The 25,048-nt window shown below is 41.8% G+C and carries 24 protein-coding genes; 14 read left to right on the top strand and 10 right to left on the bottom strand.

Annotated features, from left to right (window positions below; genetic code table 11):
* Positions 1-182: 182 nt before the first annotated feature.
* The 4 genes from CTN01_RS21070 to cspE all read right to left on the bottom strand — a co-directional run bounded on the left by CTN01_RS21070 (position 183) and on the right by cspE (position 2,747).
* A complete protein-coding gene (locus tag CTN01_RS21070) occupies positions 183-446 on the bottom strand; it encodes a hypothetical protein (protein WP_045084868.1) in 264 nt (87 codons plus the stop codon).
* Positions 447-564: 118 nt separating this feature from the next.
* Positions 565-1,716, bottom strand: coding sequence for an iron-containing alcohol dehydrogenase (locus CTN01_RS21075; protein ID WP_045150649.1), 1,152 nt, complete (start codon positions 1,714-1,716; stop codon positions 565-567).
* A 240-nt stretch (positions 1,717-1,956) separates the two neighbouring features.
* Positions 1,957-2,199 (bottom strand): hypothetical protein, encoded by a 243-nt coding sequence (locus tag CTN01_RS21080; protein ID WP_045085049.1) that lies wholly within the window; start codon positions 2,197-2,199, stop codon positions 1,957-1,959.
* 335 nt (positions 2,200-2,534) lie between these two features.
* A complete protein-coding gene (gene cspE / locus CTN01_RS21085) occupies positions 2,535-2,747 on the bottom strand; it encodes a transcription antiterminator/RNA stability regulator CspE (protein WP_005372751.1) in 213 nt (70 codons plus the stop codon).
* Between the two features lie 574 nt (positions 2,748-3,321).
* Here cspE and dusA point away from each other — a divergent pair.
* The 7 genes from dusA (at position 3,322) to CTN01_RS21120 (ending at position 10,482) form a co-directional block, all read left to right on the top strand.
* Positions 3,322-4,338, top strand: coding sequence for a tRNA dihydrouridine(20/20a) synthase DusA (gene dusA, locus CTN01_RS21090; protein ID WP_086000659.1), 1,017 nt, complete (start codon positions 3,322-3,324; stop codon positions 4,336-4,338).
* 265 nt (positions 4,339-4,603) lie between these two features.
* On the top strand, positions 4,604-4,846 hold the full coding sequence (pspG, locus tag CTN01_RS21095) for an envelope stress response protein PspG (RefSeq protein ID WP_045131095.1): 243 nt from the start codon (positions 4,604-4,606) through the stop codon (positions 4,844-4,846).
* A 173-nt stretch (positions 4,847-5,019) separates the two neighbouring features.
* A complete protein-coding gene (locus CTN01_RS21100; RefSeq protein WP_045082520.1) occupies positions 5,020-5,649 on the top strand; it encodes a TIGR04219 family outer membrane beta-barrel protein in 630 nt (209 codons plus the stop codon).
* Positions 5,650-5,797: 148 nt separating this feature from the next.
* On the top strand, positions 5,798-6,028 hold the full coding sequence (locus CTN01_RS21105) for a hypothetical protein (RefSeq protein WP_005372743.1): 231 nt from the start codon (positions 5,798-5,800) through the stop codon (positions 6,026-6,028).
* 188 nt (positions 6,029-6,216) lie between these two features.
* On the top strand, positions 6,217-8,034 hold the full coding sequence (locus CTN01_RS21110) for an assimilatory sulfite reductase (NADPH) flavoprotein subunit (RefSeq protein WP_107188524.1): 1,818 nt from the start codon (positions 6,217-6,219) through the stop codon (positions 8,032-8,034).
* On the top strand, positions 8,034-9,725 hold the full coding sequence (gene cysI / locus CTN01_RS21115) for an assimilatory sulfite reductase (NADPH) hemoprotein subunit (RefSeq protein ID WP_107188525.1): 1,692 nt from the start codon (positions 8,034-8,036) through the stop codon (positions 9,723-9,725). Before CTN01_RS21110 ends, cysI begins: the two co-directional genes overlap by 1 nt.
* On the top strand, positions 9,718-10,482 hold the full coding sequence (locus CTN01_RS21120; RefSeq protein WP_045150524.1) for a phosphoadenylyl-sulfate reductase: 765 nt from the start codon (positions 9,718-9,720) through the stop codon (positions 10,480-10,482). Before cysI ends, CTN01_RS21120 begins: the two co-directional genes overlap by 8 nt.
* 89 nt (positions 10,483-10,571) lie before the next feature.
* Here CTN01_RS21120 and CTN01_RS21125 read toward each other — a convergent pair whose 3' ends face one another.
* Positions 10,572-11,078: a DUF2780 domain-containing protein gene (locus CTN01_RS21125; protein ID WP_005372739.1), complete on the bottom strand. Its 507-nt coding sequence runs from the start codon at positions 11,076-11,078 to the stop codon at positions 10,572-10,574.
* A gap of 187 nt (positions 11,079-11,265) precedes the next feature.
* Positions 11,266-11,886, bottom strand: coding sequence for a BamJ family beta-barrel-assembly machinery protein (gene bamJ / locus CTN01_RS21130; RefSeq protein WP_005372738.1), 621 nt, complete (start codon positions 11,884-11,886; stop codon positions 11,266-11,268).
* A 136-nt stretch (positions 11,887-12,022) separates the two neighbouring features.
* Here bamJ and CTN01_RS21135 point away from each other — a divergent pair, with 136 nt between their 5' ends.
* Positions 12,023-12,874 (top strand): LysM-like peptidoglycan-binding domain-containing protein, encoded by an 852-nt coding sequence (locus tag CTN01_RS21135; protein WP_341844136.1) that lies wholly within the window; start codon positions 12,023-12,025, stop codon positions 12,872-12,874.
* Between the two features lie 95 nt (positions 12,875-12,969).
* Here the strand turns inward: CTN01_RS21135 and CTN01_RS21140 are convergent, their stop codons facing one another.
* The 4 genes from CTN01_RS21140 to CTN01_RS21155 form a co-directional block, all read right to left on the bottom strand.
* A complete protein-coding gene (locus tag CTN01_RS21140; protein ID WP_107131400.1) occupies positions 12,970-13,836 on the bottom strand; it encodes a DMT family transporter in 867 nt (288 codons plus the stop codon).
* A complete protein-coding gene (locus CTN01_RS21145) occupies positions 13,836-14,297 on the bottom strand; it encodes a GNAT family N-acetyltransferase (RefSeq protein ID WP_039872913.1) in 462 nt (153 codons plus the stop codon). The genes CTN01_RS21140 and CTN01_RS21145 overlap by 1 nt, the downstream gene beginning before the upstream one ends.
* 91 nt (positions 14,298-14,388) lie before the next feature.
* Entirely contained in the window at positions 14,389-14,973 is a 585-nt protein-coding gene (locus CTN01_RS21150) for a Crp/Fnr family transcriptional regulator (RefSeq protein WP_045129271.1), read from the bottom strand.
* Positions 14,974-15,045: 72 nt separating this feature from the next.
* Entirely contained in the window at positions 15,046-17,013 is a 1,968-nt protein-coding gene (locus CTN01_RS21155; RefSeq protein ID WP_045150526.1) for a bifunctional 2',3'-cyclic-nucleotide 2'-phosphodiesterase/3'-nucleotidase, read from the bottom strand.
* 417 nt (positions 17,014-17,430) lie between these two features.
* Between CTN01_RS21155 and cysG the strand changes: the two genes are divergently transcribed.
* The 6 genes from cysG to cysQ are packed head-to-tail and all read left to right on the top strand — an operon-like array spanning position 17,431 to position 24,344.
* Complete coding sequence (gene cysG / locus CTN01_RS21160) at positions 17,431-18,843, top strand: siroheme synthase CysG (RefSeq protein WP_045150527.1); 1,413 nt, start codon at positions 17,431-17,433, stop codon at positions 18,841-18,843.
* Between the two features lie 13 nt (positions 18,844-18,856).
* Positions 18,857-19,765: a sulfate adenylyltransferase subunit CysD gene (gene cysD / locus CTN01_RS21165; protein ID WP_005372727.1), complete on the top strand. Its 909-nt coding sequence runs from the start codon at positions 18,857-18,859 to the stop codon at positions 19,763-19,765.
* Positions 19,766-19,775: 10 nt separating this feature from the next.
* Positions 19,776-21,200 (top strand): sulfate adenylyltransferase subunit CysN, encoded by a 1,425-nt coding sequence (gene cysN / locus CTN01_RS21170; protein ID WP_045150528.1) that lies wholly within the window; start codon positions 19,776-19,778, stop codon positions 21,198-21,200.
* A gap of 4 nt (positions 21,201-21,204) precedes the next feature.
* Entirely contained in the window at positions 21,205-22,932 is a 1,728-nt protein-coding gene (locus CTN01_RS21175) for an SLC13 family permease (RefSeq protein WP_045150529.1), read from the top strand.
* A gap of 22 nt (positions 22,933-22,954) precedes the next feature.
* On the top strand, positions 22,955-23,578 hold the full coding sequence (gene cysC, locus CTN01_RS21180; RefSeq protein WP_045150530.1) for an adenylyl-sulfate kinase: 624 nt from the start codon (positions 22,955-22,957) through the stop codon (positions 23,576-23,578).
* A gap of 25 nt (positions 23,579-23,603) precedes the next feature.
* Positions 23,604-24,344 carry a 3'(2'),5'-bisphosphate nucleotidase CysQ gene (gene cysQ, locus CTN01_RS21185; RefSeq protein ID WP_173425493.1) on the top strand — a complete coding sequence of 247 codons (741 nt, stop codon included), beginning with the start codon at positions 23,604-23,606 and terminating at the stop codon, positions 24,342-24,344.
* Positions 24,345-25,048: the final 704 nt, after the last annotated feature.

Genomic DNA, 25,048 nt, shown 5'->3' on the forward strand with positions numbered 1-25,048 from the left:
TAGAGGGGTTTTGGGTGGGTGGCAAGGTGGTAAGTATCGTGGCTGGTGTGTGAATGAGTCACGATATTAAGATAGTCGGGTGCTGTTAAACCTCGGGCGTAGTTACTCAGAGATACTGCAGAAGTTAGGGTTGGTGTGTTGCTCGTGAATACACGGAAAGACCGCTCATCAAGGCGGTCTTTTTATCTGCTATAGCAATTCATTCGAATGGTTGCACCATCGGCAATATAGCTAAGTAAGGCTTTGCACTTATCCATAATATTTTGGCTTTTGCTCTTATTAAGAAGCTGCGTTAAAGATTGAGTTAATCCGGCAGATTCATATTGTTCTAATGAAATGATCACCGCACTTGGTAATTTCTGATTGTCATTGCAATAGGCTTTTACGGAGACTTTCTTTGGCGAACTTCTGTGATTACTGATCTCAACGATAATATTTTCTGTCATTTCTTTACTCTCGAAATAGATGAGTTAACAAAAAGCCAGCGTCGTTCAGCGGTTAGCTTTTTCGTTATTCGTTATAAAAAAGGCTGGGATCTCCCAGCCTTTTTATAGCTGTTGCTAATTACATGCGTGCTTTAAAGATTTCTACGATTTCTTCTAGGCTCGCTTTGCGTGGGTTAGTTAAAGAACATGCATCGTTTAGGGCGTTTTGCGCCATGAACGCTAGCTTGTCTTCAGTTACACCTAAATCTGCTAGGCGTTGCTTAGTACCTACTTTTTCAGAAAGTGCATCAATCGCTTCAAGGGCTGCATTTACTGCTTGCTCTTGGGTCATTGCTGCTGTGTCGATACCCATTGCTTTCGCAATATCAACAAAACGCTCTGGTACTTGTTTGGCGTTAAAGCGCGAAACTTCTGCCAATAGAATCGCGTTACATAGGCCGTGAGCCAGGTCGTAAACACCACCTAATTGGTGCGCCATTGAGTGAACGTAACCTAAAGATGCATTTGAAAATGCCATACCAGCAAGGTACTCGCCGTACTGCATTGCATCACGTGCTTCGCGGTTTTGACCGTCGTTAACAGCGGTTTCTAGGTTGTTTACAATCAGCTCAATCGCTTTAATGGCAGATGCATCAGTGATGGGTGTAGCAGCTGTTGAAACATAGGCTTCAACGGCGTGCGTTAATGCATCCATACCGGTTGCAGCAGTTAGGAACTTAGGCATTGCGACCATTAGCTCTGAATCGTTCACTGCAATAATTGGCGTGAAGTGCTTATCAACCACTGGGTATTTGGTTTCATCTTCTTGGTTAGTGATGATCGCAAATACGGTCATTTCTGAAGCAGTACCTGCTGTTGTGTTCACGGTTACCAATGGAAGCTGTGGCTTTTTAGAAAGGTGTACACCTTTCGAGTAATCACGAATGTGACCACCGTTTGCTGCCACCAATGCAATACCTTTAGCGGTATCGTGTGATGAACCACCACCGAATGAAATCACAAAATCAGAATGGCTGCTTGCGAGTAGCGCTAGGCCATCTTCAATGTTTTTCTCAGTTGGGTTTGGTTGCACACCACCGTAAATAGTGTAATCAAGGCCGTGCGCAGTAAGCTCGTCAGTTAGTTTGCTCACTAAACCCACTTCAACTAATACACTGTCTGTCACGATTAGGGCTTTTTTCAGCTCTTTTGAGGCAAGTTCAGCACCTAAAGATTGAATAGCATTAGGACCCATTAGTGTTACAGGTGGCATGTAGAAGACATTGCTCATAATAAAGCTCCGATAATATTAAGTAATTTATGTTGGCTTACCGCGTGCGCCATAAGCCGGAATTTTTTACAGAGTGTGAATAGCAAAGTGAGTGTTATCGGCACCAAATCTTTATGGTTATTGTTGGTGTTGATGCCAACAACAGCTCACTTACCGGAAATAAACAATAAAATGAAAAGTTAACCACTATTACGTAAACGTAATAATTAAAATGGGATGTTACTTGCCGATATCAGCGGCTTATTTATCAGCAGCAGACAGTAGCTTTTCAGCAAAGGTAAGTTGTGATGCTGATTGTGTGAATACCACTCCTGAGTGTGAACGCTCTGCAGTACCTTGTTTTTGGTAGTGAGCTGCATTCATAGTGCTAGCCGCTGCTTTTTGAAATTGAACATTACCTGTGAACGCACCATCTTTAGCTGAAGCGTTGTAAGACATAGCGATGATAGCGGCTGCGATAGTTGCTTTAATAACTGTTTTCATGAGTAATAAAACCTTGTGTCTTTATGTTTGTAAACGCCTTGTGCGTTTCGATGGATGTATTATTAATAATTACACCAAAAGCAACAATGCTATAAAACACAAAAGATTATTACTAATTGGTAATAATTAAGAGTGCAAGATAAAGGTAAGAAAAGAAGGGAGAGTAAATACTATTGCTGTGGCTTTAACCGAGCTTTTCTTGGATTTGGGTGTAGTTATTCAGAGGTATATCAGAAGTTGGGGATAGTAGGGAGATGTTAGCGAGGGTTGTTAAATTGCAGGTATAAAAAATGCCGGCCTTAGCCAGCATTTTTTCATTTATCAAAAAAGATAAATTATAGAGCTACAACGTTTGCAGCTTGAAGACCTTTTTGGCCTTGCTCTACTTCAAAAGACACTTTTTGGCCTTCAGCAAGAGTTTTGAAACCTTCAGAAGCGATAGCACGGAAGTGAACGAATACGTCAGCACCGCCGTTGTCTTGAGTAATGAAACCAAAACCTTTCTCTTCGTTAAACCATTTTACTAAACCAGTAGTTTTGTTAGACATGTGATGCCCCTTATAAATGTGATTAATTAACCGCTAAAATGCGATGTGCTAAGTGGTTAAATTATTAATGATACTGCCAAAACAAGGGAAACACTGAAGTACAAAACGAAAACGTTGATGTAGCTGAAGGTTTAACTGTGACTTGGTGCCGCATTTAATAACTCTCTAAACAACAGAGCGAGACGGATAATAACAGGTGTTTACTTTTTGTACAGTCTTTTTTGTCGATATATTCGAAATAGATTATTGGATACTGCTATATAGATAAGAGAAAGAAGAGTTTTTACATAATATTTATGAAAAAACACGGAGCTACTTTTCTAGAATGCTTTGAAATAAAGGTATACGAGCACGGTGTGAGTACGTTCTGGCTTTCACTCTAATGCTTCTGCTTTGGCTTAACTACGTTTTAATGTAGAATCCGCTTTCTTCAGAATATACCTCAAGCCACATCAGTTAAGTATTTAGCGATCGTATCTTTTAGATATTACGTAGTGAGGGGAGTAAAGTTCTGAATTTAAACGTAAACCAATCCAAACAAGGTATTAATATGACAAATGTTGTAGACGAGACAATGAAAAATAACTTGTCAACTCAAAGTGTTACAGGCGATTTTCCAATGCAGCGTTTTTCTGTCGCACCGATGCTGGATTGGACTGATCGTCATTGTCGCTACTTTCACCGTTTAATGAGTAAAGAAGCATTGTTGTATACCGAGATGGTGACAACAGGCGCGATTATTCACGGTAAGGGCGATTTCTTAGCGTATAACGAAGAAGAGCATCCATTGGCGCTTCAACTGGGTGGTTCAAACCCGATTGATTTGGCGCGTTGTGCTAAGTTAGCGCAAGAGCGTGGCTACGATGAAATTAACCTAAACGTGGGCTGCCCGTCTGATCGTGTACAAAACGGTATGTTTGGTGCTTGTCTAATGGGTGAAGCCGAGTTGGTAGCGCAGTGTGTCACTGCGATGCGTGATGTGGTTGATATTCCTGTGACGGTAAAAACCCGTATTGGTATTGATGATCAAGATTCTTACGAGTTTTTAAAAGATTTTATCCACGTGGTATCAGAGAAAGGCGGTTGTGATAACTTTACTATTCACGCGCGTAAAGCATGGCTTAGTGGTTTAAGCCCGAAAGAAAACCGTGAAATTCCGCCACTAGACTACCCACGTGTTTACCAACTAAAGCAAGATTTTGCGCATTTAACCATGGCAATCAATGGTGGCATTAAAACGTTTGAAGAAATGGAAGAACACCTGAAACATATGGATGGTGTGATGGTCGGTCGTGAAGCGTACCAAAGCCCATACTTAATGGCGGAAGTGGATCAGCGTTTATTTGGTAGTGAACGCCCTGTGATGAAGCGTCGTGAAGTGGTTGAAGCTATGTATCCATACATTGAAAAGCAACTCGCTAACGGTTCTTACTTAGGACATATTACACGTCATATGCTGGGCTTATTCCAAAGTATGCCGGGTGCACGTCAGTGGCGTCGACATATCAGTGAAAATGCTCATAAACCTGGTGCTGGCATTGAAGTTGTTCAGCAGGCGTTAGATAAAATTCCTGCGCACTTAGATGTTTAATTGCTAAATTGTTGTTGGCGAGATTCACGATAAATAAGTGAATTTGGCTAATGCAGAGACAAAAGGCTAATCCGTGCGGGTTAGCCTTTTTTGTATCTAATTGAAAATAAAGTGATTGTTTTTTATTCCACTTGGCTTGATTTGTGCAATTAGATTTAATAGCGATATTGAATAGGATCACTTTCAACATGCTTTGTCGGTTTATATTGTGAACTTGATAAAAAAGCTTATCGTTGAAAGGTAATACTTGGTTAAGGAGAGGGTTATGTTTGAGTTTCTATTTTTGCTGACGTTTGCATTAGTGTTAGTTTTTACGGGCGTGAGTATTATTGGCATGATGATAGCTGTTGCGGCTGGTTTTGCGATCATGGCTGTGGTTGGCATGTTGGGTTTAGTGATTAAGTTATTACCATGGATCGTGTTAATTGCTATTGCGATTTGGTTGGTGAGAGATAACAAAAAAGTACAAGAATACAAAGATCGTCTATCTCGTACACGTCGTTATTAATCTGCTGATAAATGTATTTAAATGAAACATTATCAATAAATATAATAGTAGGTTATTTCTGGCAAAATTAGTTAAAAACCACCATGTAAATAGATAAGAGCAGTGTTTTTTTAGGGTTTCTGGTATAGTTTCTCCGTTTAAAAATTATTAATAATGAAGAGCGGAGACTCGACATGAAAAAAGTAATGCTTTCAGTAGCAGCGGCAGTGGCAATGACTGCTGCTATTCCAGCACAGGCAGATACCCTTTTAGGTGTTAAAGTAGGCGCAGATGCATGGTTTGCAAATGCGAAAGTTGATGGTCACAAAAGCGATGATACATCAGCATCTTACTACGCATCTTTTGAACACTTTATTCCTCTAGTTCCTAACTTTATGGTTCGTTACAACAATATCGATACTGGTACTGTTGCATTTGAACAAAGTGATTTTACAGCGTACTACGAAATTCTAGATAACGATCTAGTTTCTCTTGATCTTGGTCTTACTGCGACTAAATTTGGCAGTGTGAAGCTAAACAGTGATGATCGTTTTAGTGACTGGCAGCCAACTATTTACGGTAATGCGGAAATCGGTATTCCAGCAACACCATTAACAGTATTTGCTCAAGCAAATGCGGGTAAATATGATGGTACTCGTTTATTTGACGGTCAAGCTGGTGTGAAATACACAATCGGTTTAGTGGCGGCAGATCTAAACATCCGTGGTGGTTACCGCATGATGGATTACGATTTCGATAAAGCGAAGAATACTGGCGATGTTGATCTAAATGGTTGGTTCGCAGGTGTTGAAGTCGATTTCTAAGCCTTCTTAAGCTAACGAATTAATAAAAACCACGACACTGTCGTGGTTTTTTATTGGCTGTTTCTAGGTTTTTGTACCATTTTTAAGTGTATACATTCCATCTTTTATGCTGAGCTAATAAAAGTGACAAAGGATAGGGAGTAAGGTTATGACACTGACTGAGCTACAACACCTTTATGTTAGCCAAGAACTGGTTGAGGCTGTGGTTGAGCCTTCAATTGGTGATGGTTATATCGTTGAATTTCGTCACCGTCGAGGTGGCTTAGTCCCTTTAACTGACGGGGCTGGCAGTGAACGTTGCTATAGTGATATTGATAGCGCAACTCAACAAGCTTTTGAAGTTGGATTTCATCAAGTTAGAATTGCTGATGAATACTAAAACCAATCATATTTCCTACCAATAAAGGCGAGATAATCCTTATTGTTAGACGGTAAAATAACGATTATTTCGCATTCACTTTTCTTCTTAACCTTTAAAAAGGTTATAAAACATTCTTATCTATTCTTTCTTGTTATTAAATGAAATGGCTAATCTAACAGTACGCAATGAATAGGGATCGTCGTGTCATGTTAGTGAAGGAATTATCGGCTTTAGCCAGTCCACTTAATGATCAGCAAATAGATCAACTGAAGCAAGCTGCGGCAGAATCATCGCCACAACAGCTTGCGTGGATCAGTGGCTACTTTTGGGGATTAAGCCAAACCCAGTCTCAATCAGCTGCAGATCCTGCAGCCCAAAATAATGTACTGGCTGCCGCAAAACCAGCCGGTAAACTCACCATCATTTATGCCTCGCAAACCGGTAATGCCAAAGGTGTTGCTGAAGCGTTAAAAGAAGAAGCACAAGCGGCTGATATTGCTGTTCAGGTGTTTTCTGCCGGCGACTATAAAGGTAAAAACCTCGCTAAGGAAACCCACGTGATTATCGTGGCATCAACCCATGGCGAAGGTGAAGCACCTGATGATGCTATTGAATTACATGAATTTTTACAATCTAAGAAAGCCCCTAAACTGGCAGATCTTAACTATGCCGTGATTGGTTTAGGTGACTCAAGCTATGAGTTCTTCTGTCAAACCGCGAAAGACTTTGATAACTACTTAGCTAAACTTGGCGCGCAGCCAATGCTTGAACGTTTAGATTGTGACGTTGATTATGAAGCACCAGCTTCTGAATGGCGTGCACAAGCATTAGCGAAAACCAAAGAAACCTTATCAACGGGTGAAGCTGAAGTTGTTCAACTTCCTGTTGGTCAAAAGCCAGCAGCAGTTTCTGCATACAATAAACAGAACCCTTACACCGCGAGTTTATTGGTTAGTCAAAAAATTACTGGCCGTGATTCAGGTAAAGATGTTCGCCATATTGAAATCGATTTAGAAGATTCAGGCTTAACGTATCAAGCGGGCGATGCACTAGGTGTGTGGTTTGAAAATGACCCACAATTAGTGGATGCTATTTTAGCGAAACTTGGCTTAGACGCGGACACTTCTGTTGACGTTGATGGTGCTGCATTAAGTCTACGTGATGCGCTGATTAGCAAGTATGAAATTACTGCATCAAATCCACAGTTTGTGACCAAATACGCTGAGTTATCAGGTAGTAAAAAGCTTGAAAAGCTGGTGGCGGATCGTGAAAAGCTACGTGAGTATTCTGCGAAAACACAAATTATTGATGTCTTAGCAGAAAAGAAAACAGCATTAACCGCAGAGCAATTAATCGGTCTACTTCGTCGTTTAACACCACGTTTATATTCTATTGCTTCAAGCCAAGAAGAAGTGGGTGAAGAAGTTCACTTAACTGTTGGGGTGGTTGAATACGCGCAAGGTGAGGAACAACGTCAAGGTGGCGCATCAAGCTTCTTAGCTCAGCGTTTAGAAGAAGGCGCTGAAGTTAAGGTCTTTGTTGAAACTAACAATAACTTTAAGTTACCAGCTGACGATAATACTCCAGTGATCATGGTGGGGCCGGGTACTGGTATTGCTCCATTCCGCGCCTTTGTTCAAGAGCGTGATAATCGTGAAGCACAAGGTAAAAACTGGTTATTCTTTGGCGACCGTACCTTCACAGAAGATTTCTTATACCAAGTTGAGTGGCAAAAATACTTAAAAGATGGGGTTGTTAATCAGATTGATGTGGCATTTAGCCGCGACCAAGCTGAGAAAGTTTACGTTCAGCACCGGATCTTAGAACAAGCTGCGCAAGTATGGCAGTGGCTGCAAGACGGCGCACATGTTTATGTGTGTGGTGATGCTAATCAAATGGCAAAAGATGTTCATCAAGCGCTGATCACAGTGATTGAGCAACAAGGGAATAAAACGCGCGAGCAGGCTGAGCAGTATCTTAACGATCTGCGTAAGGATAAGCGCTATCAAAGGGATGTGTACTAATGACAGATCAAAAATTATCAGATAACGAACGTCTAAAGCGCGAGAGTAATTTTCTTCGCGGAACTATTGAGCAGGATCTTGGCGATCGTATGACCGGTGGTTTTACTGCAGATAACTTCCAGTTGATCCGTTTCCACGGTATGTACCAGCAAGATGATCGTGATATCCGTGCTGAGCGCGCAAAGCAAAAACTCGAACCACTACATAACGTGATGCTACGTGCACGTATGCCTGGCGGTATTATTACCCCTAAACAGTGGTTGGAAATTGATAAGTTTGCCGATGAGCATACTTCTTATGGCAGTATTCGTTTAACTACCCGTCAGACGTTCCAGTTCCACGGTGTACTAAAACCTAATATCAAGTTGATGCACCAAACGCTAAATAGTATTGGTATCGATTCAATTGCTACAGCGGGTGATGTTAACCGAAACGTTCTATGTACGACCAACCCAGTAGAATCAGAACTTCACCAAGAAGCATATGAGTGGGCGAAAAAGATCAGTGAGCACTTGCTACCTAAAACCCGTGCCTATGCGGAAATTTGGTTAGATGGTGAAAAGGTAGAAACGACTGATGAAGAGCCAATTTTAGGTAGCAATTACCTACCGCGTAAATTTAAAACTACGGTTGTGATCCCACCTCAAAATGATGTGGATGTGCATGCCAATGATCTTAACTTTATCGCGATTGCAGACAACGGCAAGTTAGTAGGCTTCAACGTATTAGTGGGTGGTGGCTTAGCAATGACTCACGGCGATCACTCAACCTATCCTCGTCGTGCCGATGACTTTGGTTTTATTCCATTAGAGAAAACATTAGATGTGGCAGCGGCAGTTGTCACCACTCAGCGCGATTGGGGTAACCGTTCAAACCGTAAGAATGCCAAAACCAAGTATACGCTAGACCGTGTAGGTAGTGATGTATTTAAAGCAGAAGTTGAAAAACGTGCGGGTGTGAAATTTGAAGACAGCCGACCTTATGAGTTTACCGATCGTGGTGATCGCATTGGTTGGGTTGAAGGTATCGACGGTAAGCATCACCTAGCACTATTTATTGAAAACGGTCGTTTACTTGATTACCCAAACAAGCCGTTAAAAACCGGTGTTGCTGAAATTGCTAAAGTACACAAAGGTGATTTCCGTATGACGGCTAACCAAAACTTAATTGTTGCGGGTGTGTTAGCTAAAGACAAAAAGAAGATCGAGAAGATCGCGCGCGATCATGGCTTGATTGATGATGGTGTCAGTGAGCAGCGTAAAAACTCAATGGCCTGTGTATCACTACCAACCTGTCCGTTAGCAATGGCAGAAGCAGAGCGTTTCTTACCTGAATTTGTTACCGATGTTGAAGGCATTTTAGAAAAACACGGCTTAGACGATGATGAAAATATCATTCTTCGTGTCACGGGTTGTCCAAATGGCTGTGGTCGTGCGATGTTGGCGGAAATTGGCCTCGTAGGTAAAGCGCCGGGTCGTTATAACTTACATTTAGGCGGTAACCGTAACGGAACACGTGTACCTAAGATGTACCGTGAAAATATTACTGTTGCGCAGATCATGGATGAAATTGATAGCTTAGTGGGTCGTTGGTCTACAGAGCGTCAAGAGAGTGAAGACTTTGGTGATTTCACTATTCGCGCAGGCATTATTGATGAAGTAAAAGTATCAAAGAGAGATTTTTATGGCTAAATTTCAACTGGCTGAGTTACTTGAGCTGCCTAAAGTGAGTCAAATTATTCAGCTGGCTGAAATCAATGCCGAGCTGGAGGATATGACGGCAGAGCAGCGAGTAAGCTGGGCTATCGACAACCTTGAAGGTGGGTTTGCATTAGCATCAAGTTTTGGTATTCAATCTGCTGTGATGTTGCATTTAGTCACAACAGTAAAACCAGATATTCCTGTGGTATTAACCGATACGGGGTATTTATTTCCTGAAACGTATCAGTTTATTGATAGCTTAACCAAACGATTAGAGCTTAATCTTCATGTTTACAGCGCAAAACAAAGCGCCGCATGGCAAGAAGCACGTTATGGCCAACTGTGGTTGCAAGGGGTTGATGGTATTAAGCAATATAATTTGCTTAATAAAGTTGAGCCAATGCGCCGAGCATTAGATGAACTACAAGTGAAAACATGGTTTTCTGGGCTACGTCGTGAACAATCAAGCTCACGTGCAACATTACCAGTATTAGCGATCCAAAATGGGCGCTTTAAGTTCCTGCCATTAATTGATTGGAGTAATGAGCAAATCGATCTGTATTTACAACAGCATGATTTGCCTTATCACCCATTAAAAGAGCAAGACTATCTTTCTGTCGGTGATGTCCATACAACAGTTAAGTGGCAACCGGGGATGAAAGAAGAAGAAACAAGATTCTTTGGCCTAAAACGTGAGTGTGGTTTACACGAAGACAGCGACACAGAAGCGGATGGTTCAGGAATTTAACGGATAGCAAATCAGAACTAGTGTAATAGAAAAGGGCGAGATCGATGATCTCGCCCTTTTATTTTGTCGATGCTTTGAGCAGTAACAAATTATTTTGTGGCAACAGGTGCGGCAGGTGACCAAATGTTAGAAAGGGCACCAAGAAGTTCATTACTTGCGCCTTGTTCACCTAAAAATTGCGTAACAACAGGTACGAATTGGTTAACCATTTCAGGTTTCATACCTAATAAAGAAAAGACTTTATCGATATTTTCTTTACTGCCTAATAGCTGGCCTAAACCGAGTGGTAATGAGTCTGTTAGCTTTTCTGCGCCTGGAATTAATTGAGTTAACTCTTTACCTTGTGGGCCTGTTAGCTCACTGGTTGCCATTGCCAGTAATGCACCAGCACCGCCTGCCGCTTGTTCTGGTTTTACACCAAGATCAGATACGAGTGCTTTTGTTAATGGGTTTTCTGCAATCTGTGTAGCAACTTGATCACTTTTTTCTCCCCCAAAAGCACTTGCGACATCAGATAGGCTGAATGCATGGCTCATTGCACTTGATGATAATAAAGCAACGGCGGTCAGTGTAGTTAAGATATGACGCTTTTCCATGGGGTTCTCCTTAATTTAACTATTATCTATCCTAGTGTAGATATTTATTTTTGTAATACATTTTATTTATAAAACACGATAGCTGACGATTTAACTAGCAGGATTTATTAATTTGAGAGAATAGAGCGTATTTTTTGACCATAAAAAAACGGCGCCGGAGCGCCGTTTTTAAGAAGAGAGCAATATCTTATAGGATATCTAGTAGCTCAACTTCAAATACTAGTGCTGCATATGGAGGAATTGCAGCACCTGCGCCGCGCTCACCGTATGCTAGGTTTTGTGGAATAGATAGTTTCCACTTAGAACCTACAGGCATCATTTGTAGTGCTTCAACCCAACCAGCGATAACGCCAGTTACAGGGAATTCAGCAGGTTGACCGCGAGAAACAGAGCTGTCAAAAACAGTGCCGTCTGTTAGCATACCGTGGTAATGAACACGTACTTGCTTGTCAGAAGTTGGGATTTCGCCGTTACCTTCAACTAGTACTTCGTATTGAAGACCAGAATCAGTTACTGTAACTTCTGCACGCTTTGCGTTTTCAGCTAGGAATGCTTCGCCTTCAGCAGCAGCTAGTTTAGCTTGCTCTTGACGTGCAGCGTCTGCTGCAGTGTGAAGTTCACGTAGTGCATTGTTGATTTCATCAACTTCGATTTCTGGCATTTCGCCAGCAAGAGAAGCTGCGATACCTTTCGCAATTGCTGCTACGTTTAGGCCTTCAAGACCGCTTTGTGCTAGTTGTTGGCCCATTTGTAGACCAATACCGTAACTTGCTTTAGTCTCAACTGTATCTAGTTTAACGTCAGACATTATCGTCATCTCTTAATGTAGAATGAATTAAAGCAAGCAGGATAACAGTTTCGCCCCTCATGGGTAAACTCATGGGTAAATATTTGTAATCATTATTCGCAAATTGCGTGACATATGAAGCTCTGGAGTGCTGTATATGGGACAGGCCAAACGCCGTTCGAGAACAAAACATGCGTCAAAACGATCATCAGTCAATTTTAGTTTGTCAGGGCTCTTTGACAAATGTCGTCAGATTAAAGTAGGAATTTGTTATACATGGACACATTTTCCACGTTTTCATCGAAGGGCACTGATGATCCTTGTGCCTATTTTTGTCGCTGTATTAATGTTGCCATCACCGAAACAATTAGAACAAGAACAAAATGCTGATAGTGGTGTTCGTCGTAATATCTCTCTTAACCTTGGCGGTTCAACGAGTACTACTCAAGCGGTAGGGAAAACAGGAACGACATCATCAAATACTGTAACTCGTAAGCGTACAGATATTGTCTTAGACACGGCAGATATTCGTGAAGACAGCAAGATGAAAGCAATTGGGGGAACGGAAGATAATGGTCCGGCACCTGAAAAGAAACCGATGATTCAGAAAATTTATCCGTTAGATGGCGGTAAGGCGTATACCGTTGATCTGTCAAAAGAAGCGGCGGTGGTAACCAAAGCGACGGATAAACCGAAAACAACTAATACAACAACGACAGCAAACACGACCAAGGTTGCATCAAGCGATGCTGGGCAATGGGTCAGTTATAAAGTTCCAGCCGGTGAAACCTTAGCGAATGTGTTTAGAGATCGCTCGTTACCGTTATCGGATTTATACAAAATTGCCAATATTGAAGGTGCGGGTAAGCCGATCAGTAATGTACAGGCCGGTCAAACGCTAAAATATCGTGTAAATAGCAATGGCCAAATAGATGGTTTGAAGATTGAAGGTAATGGTATTTCAGCGGCTTATTATCGAAGCAGTAACGGTAGTTATTATCGTAAATAACTCTTGATGAAATAAATATGAAAAAGCCCACTTATAACCTAAGTGGGCTTTTTTGTTCTTTCTTTTTATGTGTTACCGCAGACGTTACTATTTCATCACTGTATGTCGATCTGAGTGGTGAATTTTTTTCGTTTGGGCCTTGGCATCATAGGTAGAACGATCAATAAAATACCGATAAGCGTTAAGGTATCTAAACTTTCGTTAAACCAAATCCAACCAAAGAGGGCGACAAAAATAAGCCCTGAATATTCTGCTAACCCAATTTTATGGGTTTCACTTTGACGATATGCCAATACCACACACCCTTGATAGCCTAAGGTAAATAGCGCACTGGCAGCAATAAGCCCAAGGTTTTCAAGTGAGATTGGTTGCCAGAAGTACCATGCCAAAGGGGTCGCTACAGGCAGTGATAATACACTTGTCCAAAAGAGCGTTGATGATACGGTTTGTGATTGTGGCAGTTTACGTACTAATACATTGTAGAGTGCTAATGTGGTTGCAGTACCCAGTGCAGCAATTGCAGCCCAGTGAAATTGGGTAGGACGTAAAACAATTAAAATACCGATAAATCCAATTGCTGTCGCAATGACTTTCCCTTTTGTAGGGTATTCACCTAATAGCACTATTGAAAGTGGGATCATCAATAAGGGAGCGGCATAAAATAATGCATTGGCCGTCGCGAGGGGCAAATATGTCAGCGCCACTAACAACATTGAGCTTCCCGCTAATACTAAATAAGCACGGATGGTATTGATCTTCCAACTACCTACCTCACGTTGCGGTTTAGTCTGGGACAACCAAAAAGGCAAAATAATAATTAAACTTATTACTTGGCGAAGAAACATGTATTGCAAGGGATGGACTTCGCCATTGAGTAATTTAACTGCGACATCAGACAGAGAAGCGGATAAATTACCGAATATCAGTAATAGGATCCCCAATGACACGGCAGTTTGCTTCATTAGTTATCGCCTTGTGTTAGCACCATATCAACATGTGGAATGCCGTCTTCAAGGTACATATCAGAGGTTTGTTTAAAACCGTACTGAGAGTAAAAGCCGATCAAGTGCTCTTGCGCTCCAATCTCGATGGTCGCATTAGGCCAAATGCGAGCGGCGTTTTCGAGTCCTTGTTTGAGTAGTTGATGACCGATACCGCTTCCACGTGTTTCTTGTGCCGTAACAACTCGACCAATACTGACATTGTCGTAAGTGAGTCCTGCATTGAGTAGGCGAAGGTAGGCGATCAGTTTGCCATCTTGATAGCCTAATAAATGGTAAACATCATCAGCACGATCATTATCGTCAAGATCAGGGTAAACGCAGTCTTGCTCTACCACAAAAATATCAGCGCGTAGCTTTAGTGCGTCATAAAGCTGGTGGGTCGTCAGTTGTGCAAAAGAAAGGCATTGCCAAGTAATCATCACGTGTTCTCTTTTTCTGTGATAGTCAAAGTCACCCTCATAGTAACCTGCGTTTTTCACTGCCTCATTAACCATTGTTAATATCGTTTCATTATTGTGGCTCGTTTTGTCTTTTTTTTATTCGGCTGAGGCTGATTGGGGTGATTCCAAGGTATGAGGCAATTTGATAGTCCGTGAGTTTAACGTTGAGCTCTGCAAAACTTTGGGTGAATAGCTGATATCGCTCTTCAGGGCTGTACATCAACATGAAGCGTTCTTTGTTTTCTTTAAATACTAACTGACGTTCTAATAAGTGTTGATATAGCGCTAACCCTTGTGAACGCCAAGTTTCAATTAGCTCAATAGGTAGGGCAATGAGCTCGCTAGCAGACAAGGTTTCTAAGAGAAAAGGTGAAGGTGATTGAGTGATCAGCGCTTCAAAGCCAATCAAGGTATCTTGATCCCAGTAGAACTCTTTACTGAATTGCTTACCACTGTCAGTGAGATAGCAAGCATGGCAAATCCCATTAAGTAAGAAGTAGAACTGCTCTGCTTGTTGCCCTTGATGAAGCAGTATATGACGAGTGGGTAACGCTAATACTTGTGCTTGGCTTAATGCTTCATCAATCGTAGTTTGCTCGGCGCCAAATTGTTGAAGAAATTCGGCGAGTTGAGAAAGTTGTGCGGAAGGCTTCATGACGACTCTCTTTTTAATCATAAAAAAATACCGCAGACCAGCTGCGGTATCTAGCTTACTTTATTGCGACGATTATTTCGCGTGTTGTAAATCCAATTGGTAAATCGCAAAGCCAGTTGGCGTTGTTTCAACTTTGGTCATTGGGTACTGACCTTTGTCTTTAATGAACTTCGCCGCTTTTTCACTATTGGCTGTTTCAAAGCGAATATCTAATTTCTTATCACTTTTTAGTGGCGTGAAGTGCCAGTTGTTATCTGCACTTGGTACTACTTGACCTTTCTCTTTACTTACACGGCTAATGTAGTCAGAAAGAACGGTACGGTTTTCATCTGGTGCAGCAAAGGCAACAAACTTCTCGCCAGTACCGGCAAATTTACCACTGTAAGCACGGTAGTTATTGGTTGCGATGATGAATTTCTGATCGTCTTTTACAGCTTTGCCGTTAAAGCTAAGATCTTTAATACGACTTGCTGTTGGGTTAATAACTTTACATTCACCGTCGTATTTCGCCGGTTGTGAAATATCGATGTTGTAAGTGACGCCATCAATCACATCGAAGTTATAAGTACGGAAACCATCCCAGTTGATCAAGCCTTGTGGCTTATCACTGTTGACATCAATTTGATTAAATTGGCCTGCAGAACATTCCAGCCACTCTTTCACTTCTTTACCTGTTACTTTCATCGCAACAAGGGTATTTGGGTACAAGTATAAGTCAGCCGCGTTACGGAAAGTCAGTTGACCTGATTCAACTTCAGTAAAGTTGGTTGCATCGTTACCACGACCGCCAGCTTTAAATGGTGCGGCTGCTGAAAGTACTGGAATACCATCGAGATCGGGATCACCTTGAATAAAGCGTTCAACATAATCTTTTTGTGCAAGGTTTACGATTTGCACGGTTGGATCGTCTTGTACCAGTGCTAAGTAGCTGTACATAACGTCACTTGCTTTACCAATTGGCTGATTAACGAAATCACGGGTCGCGTTGTGATCAACTTTAACCGCCGCTACTAATTTAGGATCAGCATCAACAATGGGTTTTTGCGTTGCTTTATCAAAAATAGGGCGAGCTTCAGTTTGAGCAGAGGTAACTTTCCAGCTGTTCCCCTCTTTATCTAATACTAAATCCATGATGCCAACATGATCGCCCCAGCGTCCCGGCATTACTGCTGGAATACCATTAATGGTCCCTTTTTCAATATCAGCACCTGGTAGATTTGCAAACTCTTTGCTTGGGAAAACCGAGTGTGAGTGACCGAATGCAATCGCGTCAATACCTTCAACTTGCGTTAAATAGTATACCGAGTTTTCAGCACCCACTTTATGTGGATCGGTTGAAACGCCTGAGTGTGGGATTGCGACAATAATATCAGCGCCTTCTGCTTTCATTTGTGGAATGAATTTCTCAGCAGTTTGCTTAATATCTTTGGCTTCTACCTTACCTTCTAGGTTCTTCTTATCCCACACCATGATTTGTGGCGGAACAAAACCGATATAACCAATCTTCACTTGTTGGTTATTACCGTTGTTATCTTTAAATGTGTATTCTTTGATCAGATAAGGAGAGAATAAGTTCTTACCTGTTTTTAAGTCATAGACGTTGGCATTGATGTAAGGGAAGTCAGCACCTTCAATGCTGGTATCAAGGAAATCTAAGCCATAGTTGAATTCGTGGTTACCAATATTACCAACATCGTAATCAAGTTGGTTCATGACTTTATAAACAGGGTGAACTTCACCATGCTTGATCCCTTTTGCTGCCATGTAGTCACCCATTGGGCTACCTTGCAGTAAATCACCGTTATCAACTAAGACACTATTGGTGACTTCGCCACGAGCTTTTTCTACTAACGTTGCAGTACGTACTAAGCCTGTTTTCTCGGTTGGCGCATCTTTGTAGTAATCGTAATCCATTACATTAGTATGGATATCCGTAGTTTCTAAAATACGTAGTTTGATGGTGTCTGCTGTTGCTGGACCTGCAAGCGTAAGTAAACCGCCTAATATCGCGATTGATAAAGGCTTAGCTGATAACTTCATGAATATCTCCAAACGGGTAGGCAAAGAAAGCTGGCGTAAGGTATCAAATGTACTGAGAAAGGCTGTTATCTATGTCGCACTATTGTGCTCTCTATCTCGTTTTTTTTGATCAATTGTTAGCGAGATCGAAAATTACGCCGTTTTTCTCGTCTTAATAGAAGAGTGATTCGTCATAATCTAGACATAAAAGGCATAACATAAGCTTTTATTTGCTGTGCTCTGCGCTATCGTTTGCCTTAATCGTGAGATTTATCACTATAGAATGCATTATCTATAGTGTAAGTCGCTGCATCTTGTCATTAAGTGTTGTCTGCATGTTGTGGCTAAACTTTTTGGAATAAAAAATGAAATTTTAGAATTTCAAGTAATATCAAGCCCCCTCTATAGTGCATCTAGGGATTAAAAAGAGGGCTAATGATGGATTACTTGCCAATTTTTGCAGATTTAAAGCGCCGACCATGTTTGGTTGTCGGTGGTGGTGATAGCGCGTGGCGTAAAACCCGTATGCTACTAAAAGCAGGTGCAGATGTTCGTGTTATCGCACCACGTTTAAATGCTGACTTTACTGCTGCATTAGCTTCTCAACAGATCAAATTGGTCGGTGAACATTTTTCACCATCAGATCTTGATGGTATTTTCTTAGCCATTGCCGCAACTGAGCGTAAAGCGATTAATGCTCTGGTCTATCAATCGGCCAATCAACGCCAAGTATTAGTCAATGTCGTTGATGATACTCAGCGTTGCAGTTTTATTATTCCCTCTATTGTTGATCGTTCACCCATCATTGTCGCGATCTCGTCATCAGGTAAGGCGCCAGTACTGGCTCGTTTATTACGTGAAAAGCTTGAAGCGTTATTACCACAACACTTAGGACGTATGGCGACGATTGCAGGTAACTTCCGTCAGCGTTTATCACAAACCGTCTCTTCATTTTCTGCTCGTCGTTATTTTTGGGAGCAAGCCTTCAACGGACGTTTTGGTGACTTAGTGGCATCGGGACGTGAACAAGAAGCAGAGCAAGAGCTGGTGGCATTGACTCAACAAGCACCACCGCAAGGACAAGTTGCATTAATTGGCGCAGGCCCAGGTGATGCAGGCTTATTGACCCTTCGTGCATTACAGCTGATGCAGCAAGCTGATGTCGTGCTGTATGACTACTTGGTGTCTGATGAAGTGATGGACTTAGTCCGCCGTGATGCCGAATTAGTATGCGTGGGTAAAAAAGCCGGTTTTCATAGTGTCCCTCAAGAAGAAATCAATCGATTAATTGTTCACTACGCCCAGCAAGGCAAACGAGTGGTGCGATTAAAAGGTGGCGACCCATTTGTGTTTGGTCGTGGTGGTGAAGAGCTTGAAGTGCTATTTGATGCGGATATTCCATTCCAAGTTGTACCGGGTATAACGGCTGCAGCAGGTGCTACTGCCTATGCTGGCATTCCATTAACTCACCGTGATTACGCCCAAACCGCCATGTTTGTAACGGGGCATTTAAAGCCTGATGGCGATACTTTGGATTGGTTAACACTTGCGCGTGGAAAACAAACCTTAGTGATTTATATGGGCTTGATGAAATCGAGTCATATTCAGCAACAGCTGTTAGAGCACGGTCGTGGTGCTGATACCCCTATCGCCATTATTGAACGTGGCACCCAGAAAACCCAAAAAGTTTTAAAAGGTCAGCTAAGCGAGCTGGCTGAATTAGCAAAACATGCTGCTTCTCCATCGCTGATAGTAGTAGGAGAGGTAGTTAATCTATCGACGAAATTAGATTGGTTCACAAAACAGGAACAGTCGCTACAGCAGCAAGATGCGGTAGTTAAGCTGGCATAGTATGGAGAGAGAGATGGACCCGAAACGTTTAACCCACCTCAAGCAGTTAGAAGCGGAAAGTATCCACATTATCCGTGAAGTAGCGGCTGAGTTTGATAATCCGGTAATGATGTACTCTATCGGTAAAGATTCATCGGTAATGTTACACCTAGCACGTAAAGCATTCTATCCGGGTAAGATCCCGTTCCCATTGCTGCACGTTGATACCGATTGGAAATTCCGCGAGATGATCGATTTCCGTGATCGTACAGCAGAAAAATACGGCTTTGATTTATTGGTACATAAGAACCCTGAAGGTCTCGCAATGGGCGTTGGCCCATTCACGCACGGTTCGTCAAAGCACACCGATATTATGAAAACTCAGGGTCTAAAGCAGGCACTGGACAAGTATGGTTTTGATGCCGCTTTTGGTGGCGCACGTCGTGATGAAGAAAAATCACGTGCAAAAGAGCGTGTCTATTCATTCCGTGACAAGAACCACACTTGGGATCCGAAAAATCAGCGTCCTGAGTTATGGAAGACTTACAACGGTCAAATCAACAAGGGCGAGAGCATTCGTGTTTTCCCTCTTTCAAACTGGACTGAGCTTGATATCTGGCAGTACATCTATTTAGAAGGTATCGAGATTGTTCCACTGTACCTATCTGAAGTACGCCCTGTGGTTGATCGTGACGGCATGCTGATCATGGTTGATGATGAGCGTATGGAGCTTCAACCGGGTGAGAAAATCGAACAAAAGAGTGTGCGCTTTAGAACCTTAGGTTGTTACCCACTAACGGGAGCGATTGAATCTACAGCCGATACACTACCGGGCATCATTGAAGAAATGCTGGTGGCTACATCGAGTGAACGACAAGGTCGAGCGATTGACCATGATCAGTCGGGTTCAATGGAATTGAAAAAACGCCAAGGTTACTTCTAAGGAGAGAATAATGAATAGCGTGATTGAACAACAGGTCGCTGAGCTCGGTATCGAAGCTTATCTTGACCAACACCATAATAAATCTCTACTGCGATTTTTAACCTGTGGCTCAGTAGATGACGGTAAAAGTACTTTAATTGGTCGACTACTGCATGACTCTCACCAAATTTATGAAGATCAATTAGCGGCAATTCATACCGACAGTCAAAAAGTCGGTACAACAGGCGATAAGCCTGACCTAGCGTTATTGGTTGATGGATTGCAGGCTGAGCGTGAGCAAGGGATCACGATTGATGTTGCTTACCGTTATTTCTCAACCAAAGCGCGTAAGTTCATCATTGCCGATACACCAGGGCATGAGCAGTACACCCGTAACATGGCAACAGGAGCATCGACCTGTGATGTCGCGGTGATCTTGATTGATGCGCGTAAAGGCGTATTGGATCAAACTCGTCGTCACTCTTACATTGCAAGTCTATTGGGTATTCGTCACTTTATTGTTGCGATTAACAAAATGGACTTAGTGGGATTTGACCAAGCGCGTTTTGATTCAATCCGTGAAGAATATTTAGCGTTCTCGAAAAAACTGAACAGTGATATCAACATTAGCTTAGTGCCGTTATCAGCATTAGAAGGGGATAACGTTGTTGGCCTTAGCGATCAAACGCCTTGGTATGACGGTGATTCATTACTGACGTTGCTTGAAAAAGTGGATCTTACTCAAGATCAAGCGTCGACAGATCTACGTTTCCCTGTGCAATATGTGAATCGTCCAAATCTTGATTTCCGTGGTTTCGCTGGCACATTAGCCTCAGGTGAATTACGAGTGGGTCAAAAAGTACGTGCGTTACCATCGGGTAAAACCTCGACCGTTGATCGCATCGTAACATTTGATGGTGATTTAGAAGTTGCAACACCGGGTTTAGCGGTAACAGTAACCTTGGCTGATGAAATTGATATTAGCCGTGGTGATACGTTAGTGGCTGCTGATGAAACAGTGCCACTGAGTAATAATTTACTTGCTGATATTGTTTGGATGGGCGAGTCAGCGTTAGAAACGGGTCGCCAGTACGACATCAAAGTAGCGGGTAAGAAAACGGTCGGTAGTGTTGATGCTATTCGCCACCAAGTTGATATTAATAACCTTGAAACGTTTGAAACTGATGCTTTACCGCTTAATGGTATTGGCGTATGCGAAGTGAGCTTAAATGAAGCTATTGCTGTTGATAGCTATCAAGCATGTAAAGATACTGGCGGTTTTATAATTATTGATCGCTTAACGAATGTGACGGTTGGTGCGGGTATGGTACGTGAAGCATTAGATGCTAAACAAAATACTGCGCAATACTCAGCATTTGAAGTTGAATTAAATGCCCTGATCCGCAAGCACTTCCCACACTGGGATGCTAAAGATCTTAGCAAGTTGCTAGGGTAATTCTATGGGATGGGAGCAAGCGATTGTCTTAGCTATGTTGGTGGTGATTATTCTCTGCTTACTGGCAACCAAAATAAAACCGCCTTACTTATTTGCAGGTGCAGCATTTATTGGTTACCAGTCTGGAATGATCGATTTACCGACATTGGCTGGCAATTTCACTAATTCGTCATTACTGACATTAGTGTTGTTGATCCTTGTTTCCATTGCTTTAGAAAAAACACGGTTGATTAGTTGGGTTGGGCGACAAATATCACAGGGAGGCCAAACGGCTGTGGTAACAAAACTCGGCTTATCAACCGCATTATTATCATCTTTTACAAATAACACAGCGGTTGTCGTGTCATTAATTGGTGCGATTAAGCGTAACCAACGCCACGCACCATCTAAATTATTATTACCGTTGTCGTATACCGCTATTTTAGGTGGAACGTTAACGTTAATAGGAACATCGACGAACTTAATTATAAATAGTTTCGTTGAAGATGCGGGTCTACCTAGTTTAGGCTTTTTTGCACCGAGTATGATTGGTTTAGCGGTATTGGTTGTTGGTTTAGTTATTCTTATCCCGCTTAGTCATCTATTACCCAGTTATGATGATCATGCTGATGATCAACTCCCTTATTTCCTTGAAGCACGTGTAGAAGCTAGATCTCCATTGGTAGGAAAAACCGTTGCCGAAAATGGTTTGCGTGCCCTACGCCGTTTATTTTTAGCTGAATTGATCCGTGACGGTCAAACCATTGCACCTGTATGTCCTGATACAAAACTGCAGTCAGGCGATACGTTATTATTTTGTGGTGATGTAGAAAGTGTAACCACACTCCAAGAAATTCCAGGTTTAAACCTTTTTGGTCAGCATCACCTAAATGGCCAATCGATGATGGAAGTTATCATTAGCCACTCGGCTGGAATTCGTGGCAAAACCTTAAAAAGTACCCGTTTTAGAGAAAATTTTGATGCTGTAGTTGTGGCTATACGTCGTGGTCATGAGCGTCTTGCTGGTGGACTCGGCAATATCGAACTGCATGCTGGTGATACATTAGTTATCGTACCGGGGAAAAAATTCCAACAAAAGAAAGCTACCTTAGATCGTGAATTTGTTTTGGTGAATGGTCTTGATTCAAGTGCTCGCTTAGATAACACCAAAAGTGCAGCTGTACTGATGGGATTCCTGACTGTTATTAGTCTCGCTTTATTAGATGTATTACCGATCATTAAAGGCCTAGCCATTTATCTTTTCGTTATGGTAGCAGTAGGCATTATCTCATTTGCAGAGTTACGCCGACGTTTTCCTATCGATATCGTTGTGATTGTTGGCTCGGCTCTAACCTTGGCTAAATTGATGATCACAACAGGGTTATCTGAGCGAATGGGTGAAGCTTTGATTGAAGCATTTAATGGCTGGGGGATTTATGGGGCATTAATTGCGGTTTACTTACTGACGCTCGTGTTAACAGAGTTAGTAACAAATAATGCTGCAGCGGCTTTGTCTTTTCCTATCGGTTATAGCCTAGCATTAGCTTATAACGTTGATCCTATGCCTTTTATTATGGCTGTACTGTTTGGTGCTAGTGCGAGCTTTATCTCACCCTATGGTTATCAAACTAACTTATTAGTCTATAGCGTAGGTAACTATAAGCTGCGAGATTATGTTCGGATTGGATTACCAATATCGATAGTGTATTCAATAGTTGTATTAACCCTGATCCCACTGTTATTCCCTTTTTAATAAATAGACAACGGAGTGTGTTATGACAATCACGCCACAAGCGCATGATGATAACGAGAATATTGTTTGGCATCGTCATACCGTAACCAAAGAATTACGTGCAACACAAAAGAATCAGAAAGCGAGTGTGTTGTGGTTTACAGGCCTAAGCGGTGCAGGAAAATCAACAGTAGCTGGCGCATTAGAAAATAAGCTGGCTGAAATGGGGTACCACACCTATTTACTTGATGGTGACAATGTTCGATATGGTTTATGCCGTGATCTTGGTTTTTCAGCGGAAGATCGCCGTGAAAATATTCGACGTATTGGTGAAGTCGCGACATTAATGGCTGATGCCGGTTTGATCGTACTTAGTGCTTTTATTTCACCACATCGAGAAGAGCGTCAGTTAGTGAGAGATTTACTACCTGAAGGTGAATTTATTGAGGTATTTGTTGATACTCCTCTTGCTGAGTGTGAAAAACGTGATCCGAAAGGCTTGTATAAAAAAGCGCGAGCAGGTGAAATCAAACAATTTACAGGTATTGATTCTGAATACCAACCGCCGTTATCGCCTGAGCTCCATTTAGCGGCAGGTAGTAATGCAATAGATAAGCTGGTGGCACAATGTGTTGAATATTTAAAGTCACAACAGATCATCAGCTAATAAATGAAGGAGAAAGGGATTGGCAATGTTACTCGACGAAATATATAGCATCGCGTTAGAAGCGGGTGCTGCCATTATGGCTCGTTACCATGGTCAAGTTCAGATCACGCAAAAATCAGATAGCAGTCCTGTCACAGATGCCGATCTTGCTGCTAATGAACTTATCGTTACCAAACTACAGCAGCTAACACCAGAGATCCCTATTCTTTCAGAAGAGTCCGCACATACAGATTGGCAACAACGACAAAATTGGGACACATTTTGGTTAGTGGATCCATTAGATGGCACTAAAGAGTTTATTCGCAAAAATGGCGAGTTCACGGTTAACATTGCTTTAATAAAAGAAGGACGTCCTGTTTTAGGTGTGGTGTATGCTCCTGCATTGGAAAAAGCATGGTTAGGTGATGGTGAAAAGGCGTGGTTAGAAACCAAAGCCGGCCGTGAGCCTATTCGTGTACGAGCAGCAACAGTACCAACTATTGTTGGTAGTCGCTCTCATCCTTCCCCTGAGTTAGATCACTACTTGGAACAAATCGGTGAGCACAAGATGACGGAAGTCGGTTCATCATTAAAGTTCTGTTTAGTCGCTGAAGGTCGAGCACAACGTTACCCGCGTTTGGGACCGACAATGATGTGGGATACAGCTGCTGGCCAGTGTGTTGCTGAGAGTGCTGGAGCAATAGTACTCGATTTAGAAGGGCGACCTTTAAACTATCATCGCGAGCAATTACTGAATCCATCTTTTATTGTTTCAATAAAAGACTAATCTTATTAAATAACGATAAGGCATATGAGTTACCTCATATGCCTTTTTTGTTTTTAAACCGAAGAAAACGTATTGTTTTGTACAAAAAGTGTTGTTTTTGAGGTTTATCGTTGTTTTTATTGTCATTCAGTTTGAATTCTCAAGTTTGTTATTGCTATCTATAAGCTTATCCCTATAATGCTGCTCCATCGACAGGGAATACGGATGGTTAGTAAGTTATTTACAACCTGTGCATAACTTGTAGGTAAGCGGTTTATAAAGAAAACTAATTTAAAATTTAGCTAAACAGTGTTTTTTAAGTTGGGTAAATCGTAGTCTTAATGCAGAAATCTTGTCTCAATCTTAAAAAGATAAGGCAGTATGCTTTAAGTTAAGTGTGGCAAGGGTTTTAAAAATTAATTTTAAAATAATTGTTGACTTAAAATGAGCGCGGTGTAGTATACGCAGCCTCAGCCAACATGATGTGTTGTGCTAACGTTCTTTAATAATTTGACCATGCAATCTGTGTGGGCACTCGTTGAAAAGTTAAGTCAAAAGATTTATCAATGATACTAGTGACCAAAACGATAGAAATATCGGCACAGTCAATTCAAATATCCTAACTAGCTTCTAGTTAGCGGTATTTTAACAGTATTCATTGAGCCGGTCGAAAGACCACAAAAACTTTAATTGAAGAGTTTGATCATGGCTCAGATTGAACGCTG

It is taken from the genome of Photobacterium angustum (assembly GCF_003026365.1).
Lineage (GTDB): Bacteria > Pseudomonadota > Gammaproteobacteria > Enterobacterales > Vibrionaceae > Photobacterium > Photobacterium angustum.

Coding starts and splice junctions, on each gene's coding strand:
- dusA (WP_086000659.1), top strand. CDS start 3,322: ATGAAAAATAACTTGTCAACTCAAAGTGTTACAGGCGATTTTCCAATG.
- CTN01_RS21075 (WP_045150649.1), bottom strand. CDS start 1,716: ATGAGCAATGTCTTCTACATGCCACCTGTAACACTAATGGGTCCTAAT.
- CTN01_RS21120 (WP_045150524.1), top strand. CDS start 9,718: ATGGCTAAATTTCAACTGGCTGAGTTACTTGAGCTGCCTAAAGTGAGT.
- cysC (WP_045150530.1), top strand. CDS start 22,955: ATGACAATCACGCCACAAGCGCATGATGATAACGAGAATATTGTTTGG.
- cysI (WP_107188525.1), top strand. CDS start 8,034: ATGACAGATCAAAAATTATCAGATAACGAACGTCTAAAGCGCGAGAGT.
- CTN01_RS21080 (WP_045085049.1), bottom strand. CDS start 2,199: ATGAAAACAGTTATTAAAGCAACTATCGCAGCCGCTATCATCGCTATG.
- cysQ (WP_173425493.1), top strand. CDS start 23,604: ATGTTACTCGACGAAATATATAGCATCGCGTTAGAAGCGGGTGCTGCC.
- CTN01_RS21105 (WP_005372743.1), top strand. CDS start 5,798: ATGACACTGACTGAGCTACAACACCTTTATGTTAGCCAAGAACTGGTT.
- cysG (WP_045150527.1), top strand. CDS start 17,431: ATGGATTACTTGCCAATTTTTGCAGATTTAAAGCGCCGACCATGTTTG.
- CTN01_RS21150 (WP_045129271.1), bottom strand. CDS start 14,973: ATGAAGCCTTCCGCACAACTTTCTCAACTCGCCGAATTTCTTCAACAA.
- CTN01_RS21110 (WP_107188524.1), top strand. CDS start 6,217: ATGTTAGTGAAGGAATTATCGGCTTTAGCCAGTCCACTTAATGATCAG.
- CTN01_RS21155 (WP_045150526.1), bottom strand. CDS start 17,013: ATGAAGTTATCAGCTAAGCCTTTATCAATCGCGATATTAGGCGGTTTA.
- CTN01_RS21175 (WP_045150529.1), top strand. CDS start 21,205: ATGGGATGGGAGCAAGCGATTGTCTTAGCTATGTTGGTGGTGATTATT.
- CTN01_RS21100 (WP_045082520.1), top strand. CDS start 5,020: ATGAAAAAAGTAATGCTTTCAGTAGCAGCGGCAGTGGCAATGACTGCT.
- pspG (WP_045131095.1), top strand. CDS start 4,604: ATGTTTGAGTTTCTATTTTTGCTGACGTTTGCATTAGTGTTAGTTTTT.
- CTN01_RS21125 (WP_005372739.1), bottom strand. CDS start 11,078: ATGGAAAAGCGTCATATCTTAACTACACTGACCGCCGTTGCTTTATTA.
- cysN (WP_045150528.1), top strand. CDS start 19,776: ATGAATAGCGTGATTGAACAACAGGTCGCTGAGCTCGGTATCGAAGCT.
- CTN01_RS21135 (WP_341844136.1), top strand. CDS start 12,023: ATGGGACAGGCCAAACGCCGTTCGAGAACAAAACATGCGTCAAAACGA.
- cspE (WP_005372751.1), bottom strand. CDS start 2,747: ATGTCTAACAAAACTACTGGTTTAGTAAAATGGTTTAACGAAGAGAAA.
- bamJ (WP_005372738.1), bottom strand. CDS start 11,886: ATGTCTGACGTTAAACTAGATACAGTTGAGACTAAAGCAAGTTACGGT.
- CTN01_RS21140 (WP_107131400.1), bottom strand. CDS start 13,836: ATGAAGCAAACTGCCGTGTCATTGGGGATCCTATTACTGATATTCGGT.
- CTN01_RS21070 (WP_045084868.1), bottom strand. CDS start 446: ATGACAGAAAATATTATCGTTGAGATCAGTAATCACAGAAGTTCGCCA.
- cysD (WP_005372727.1), top strand. CDS start 18,857: ATGGACCCGAAACGTTTAACCCACCTCAAGCAGTTAGAAGCGGAAAGT.
- CTN01_RS21145 (WP_039872913.1), bottom strand. CDS start 14,297: ATGATTACTTGGCAATGCCTTTCTTTTGCACAACTGACGACCCACCAG.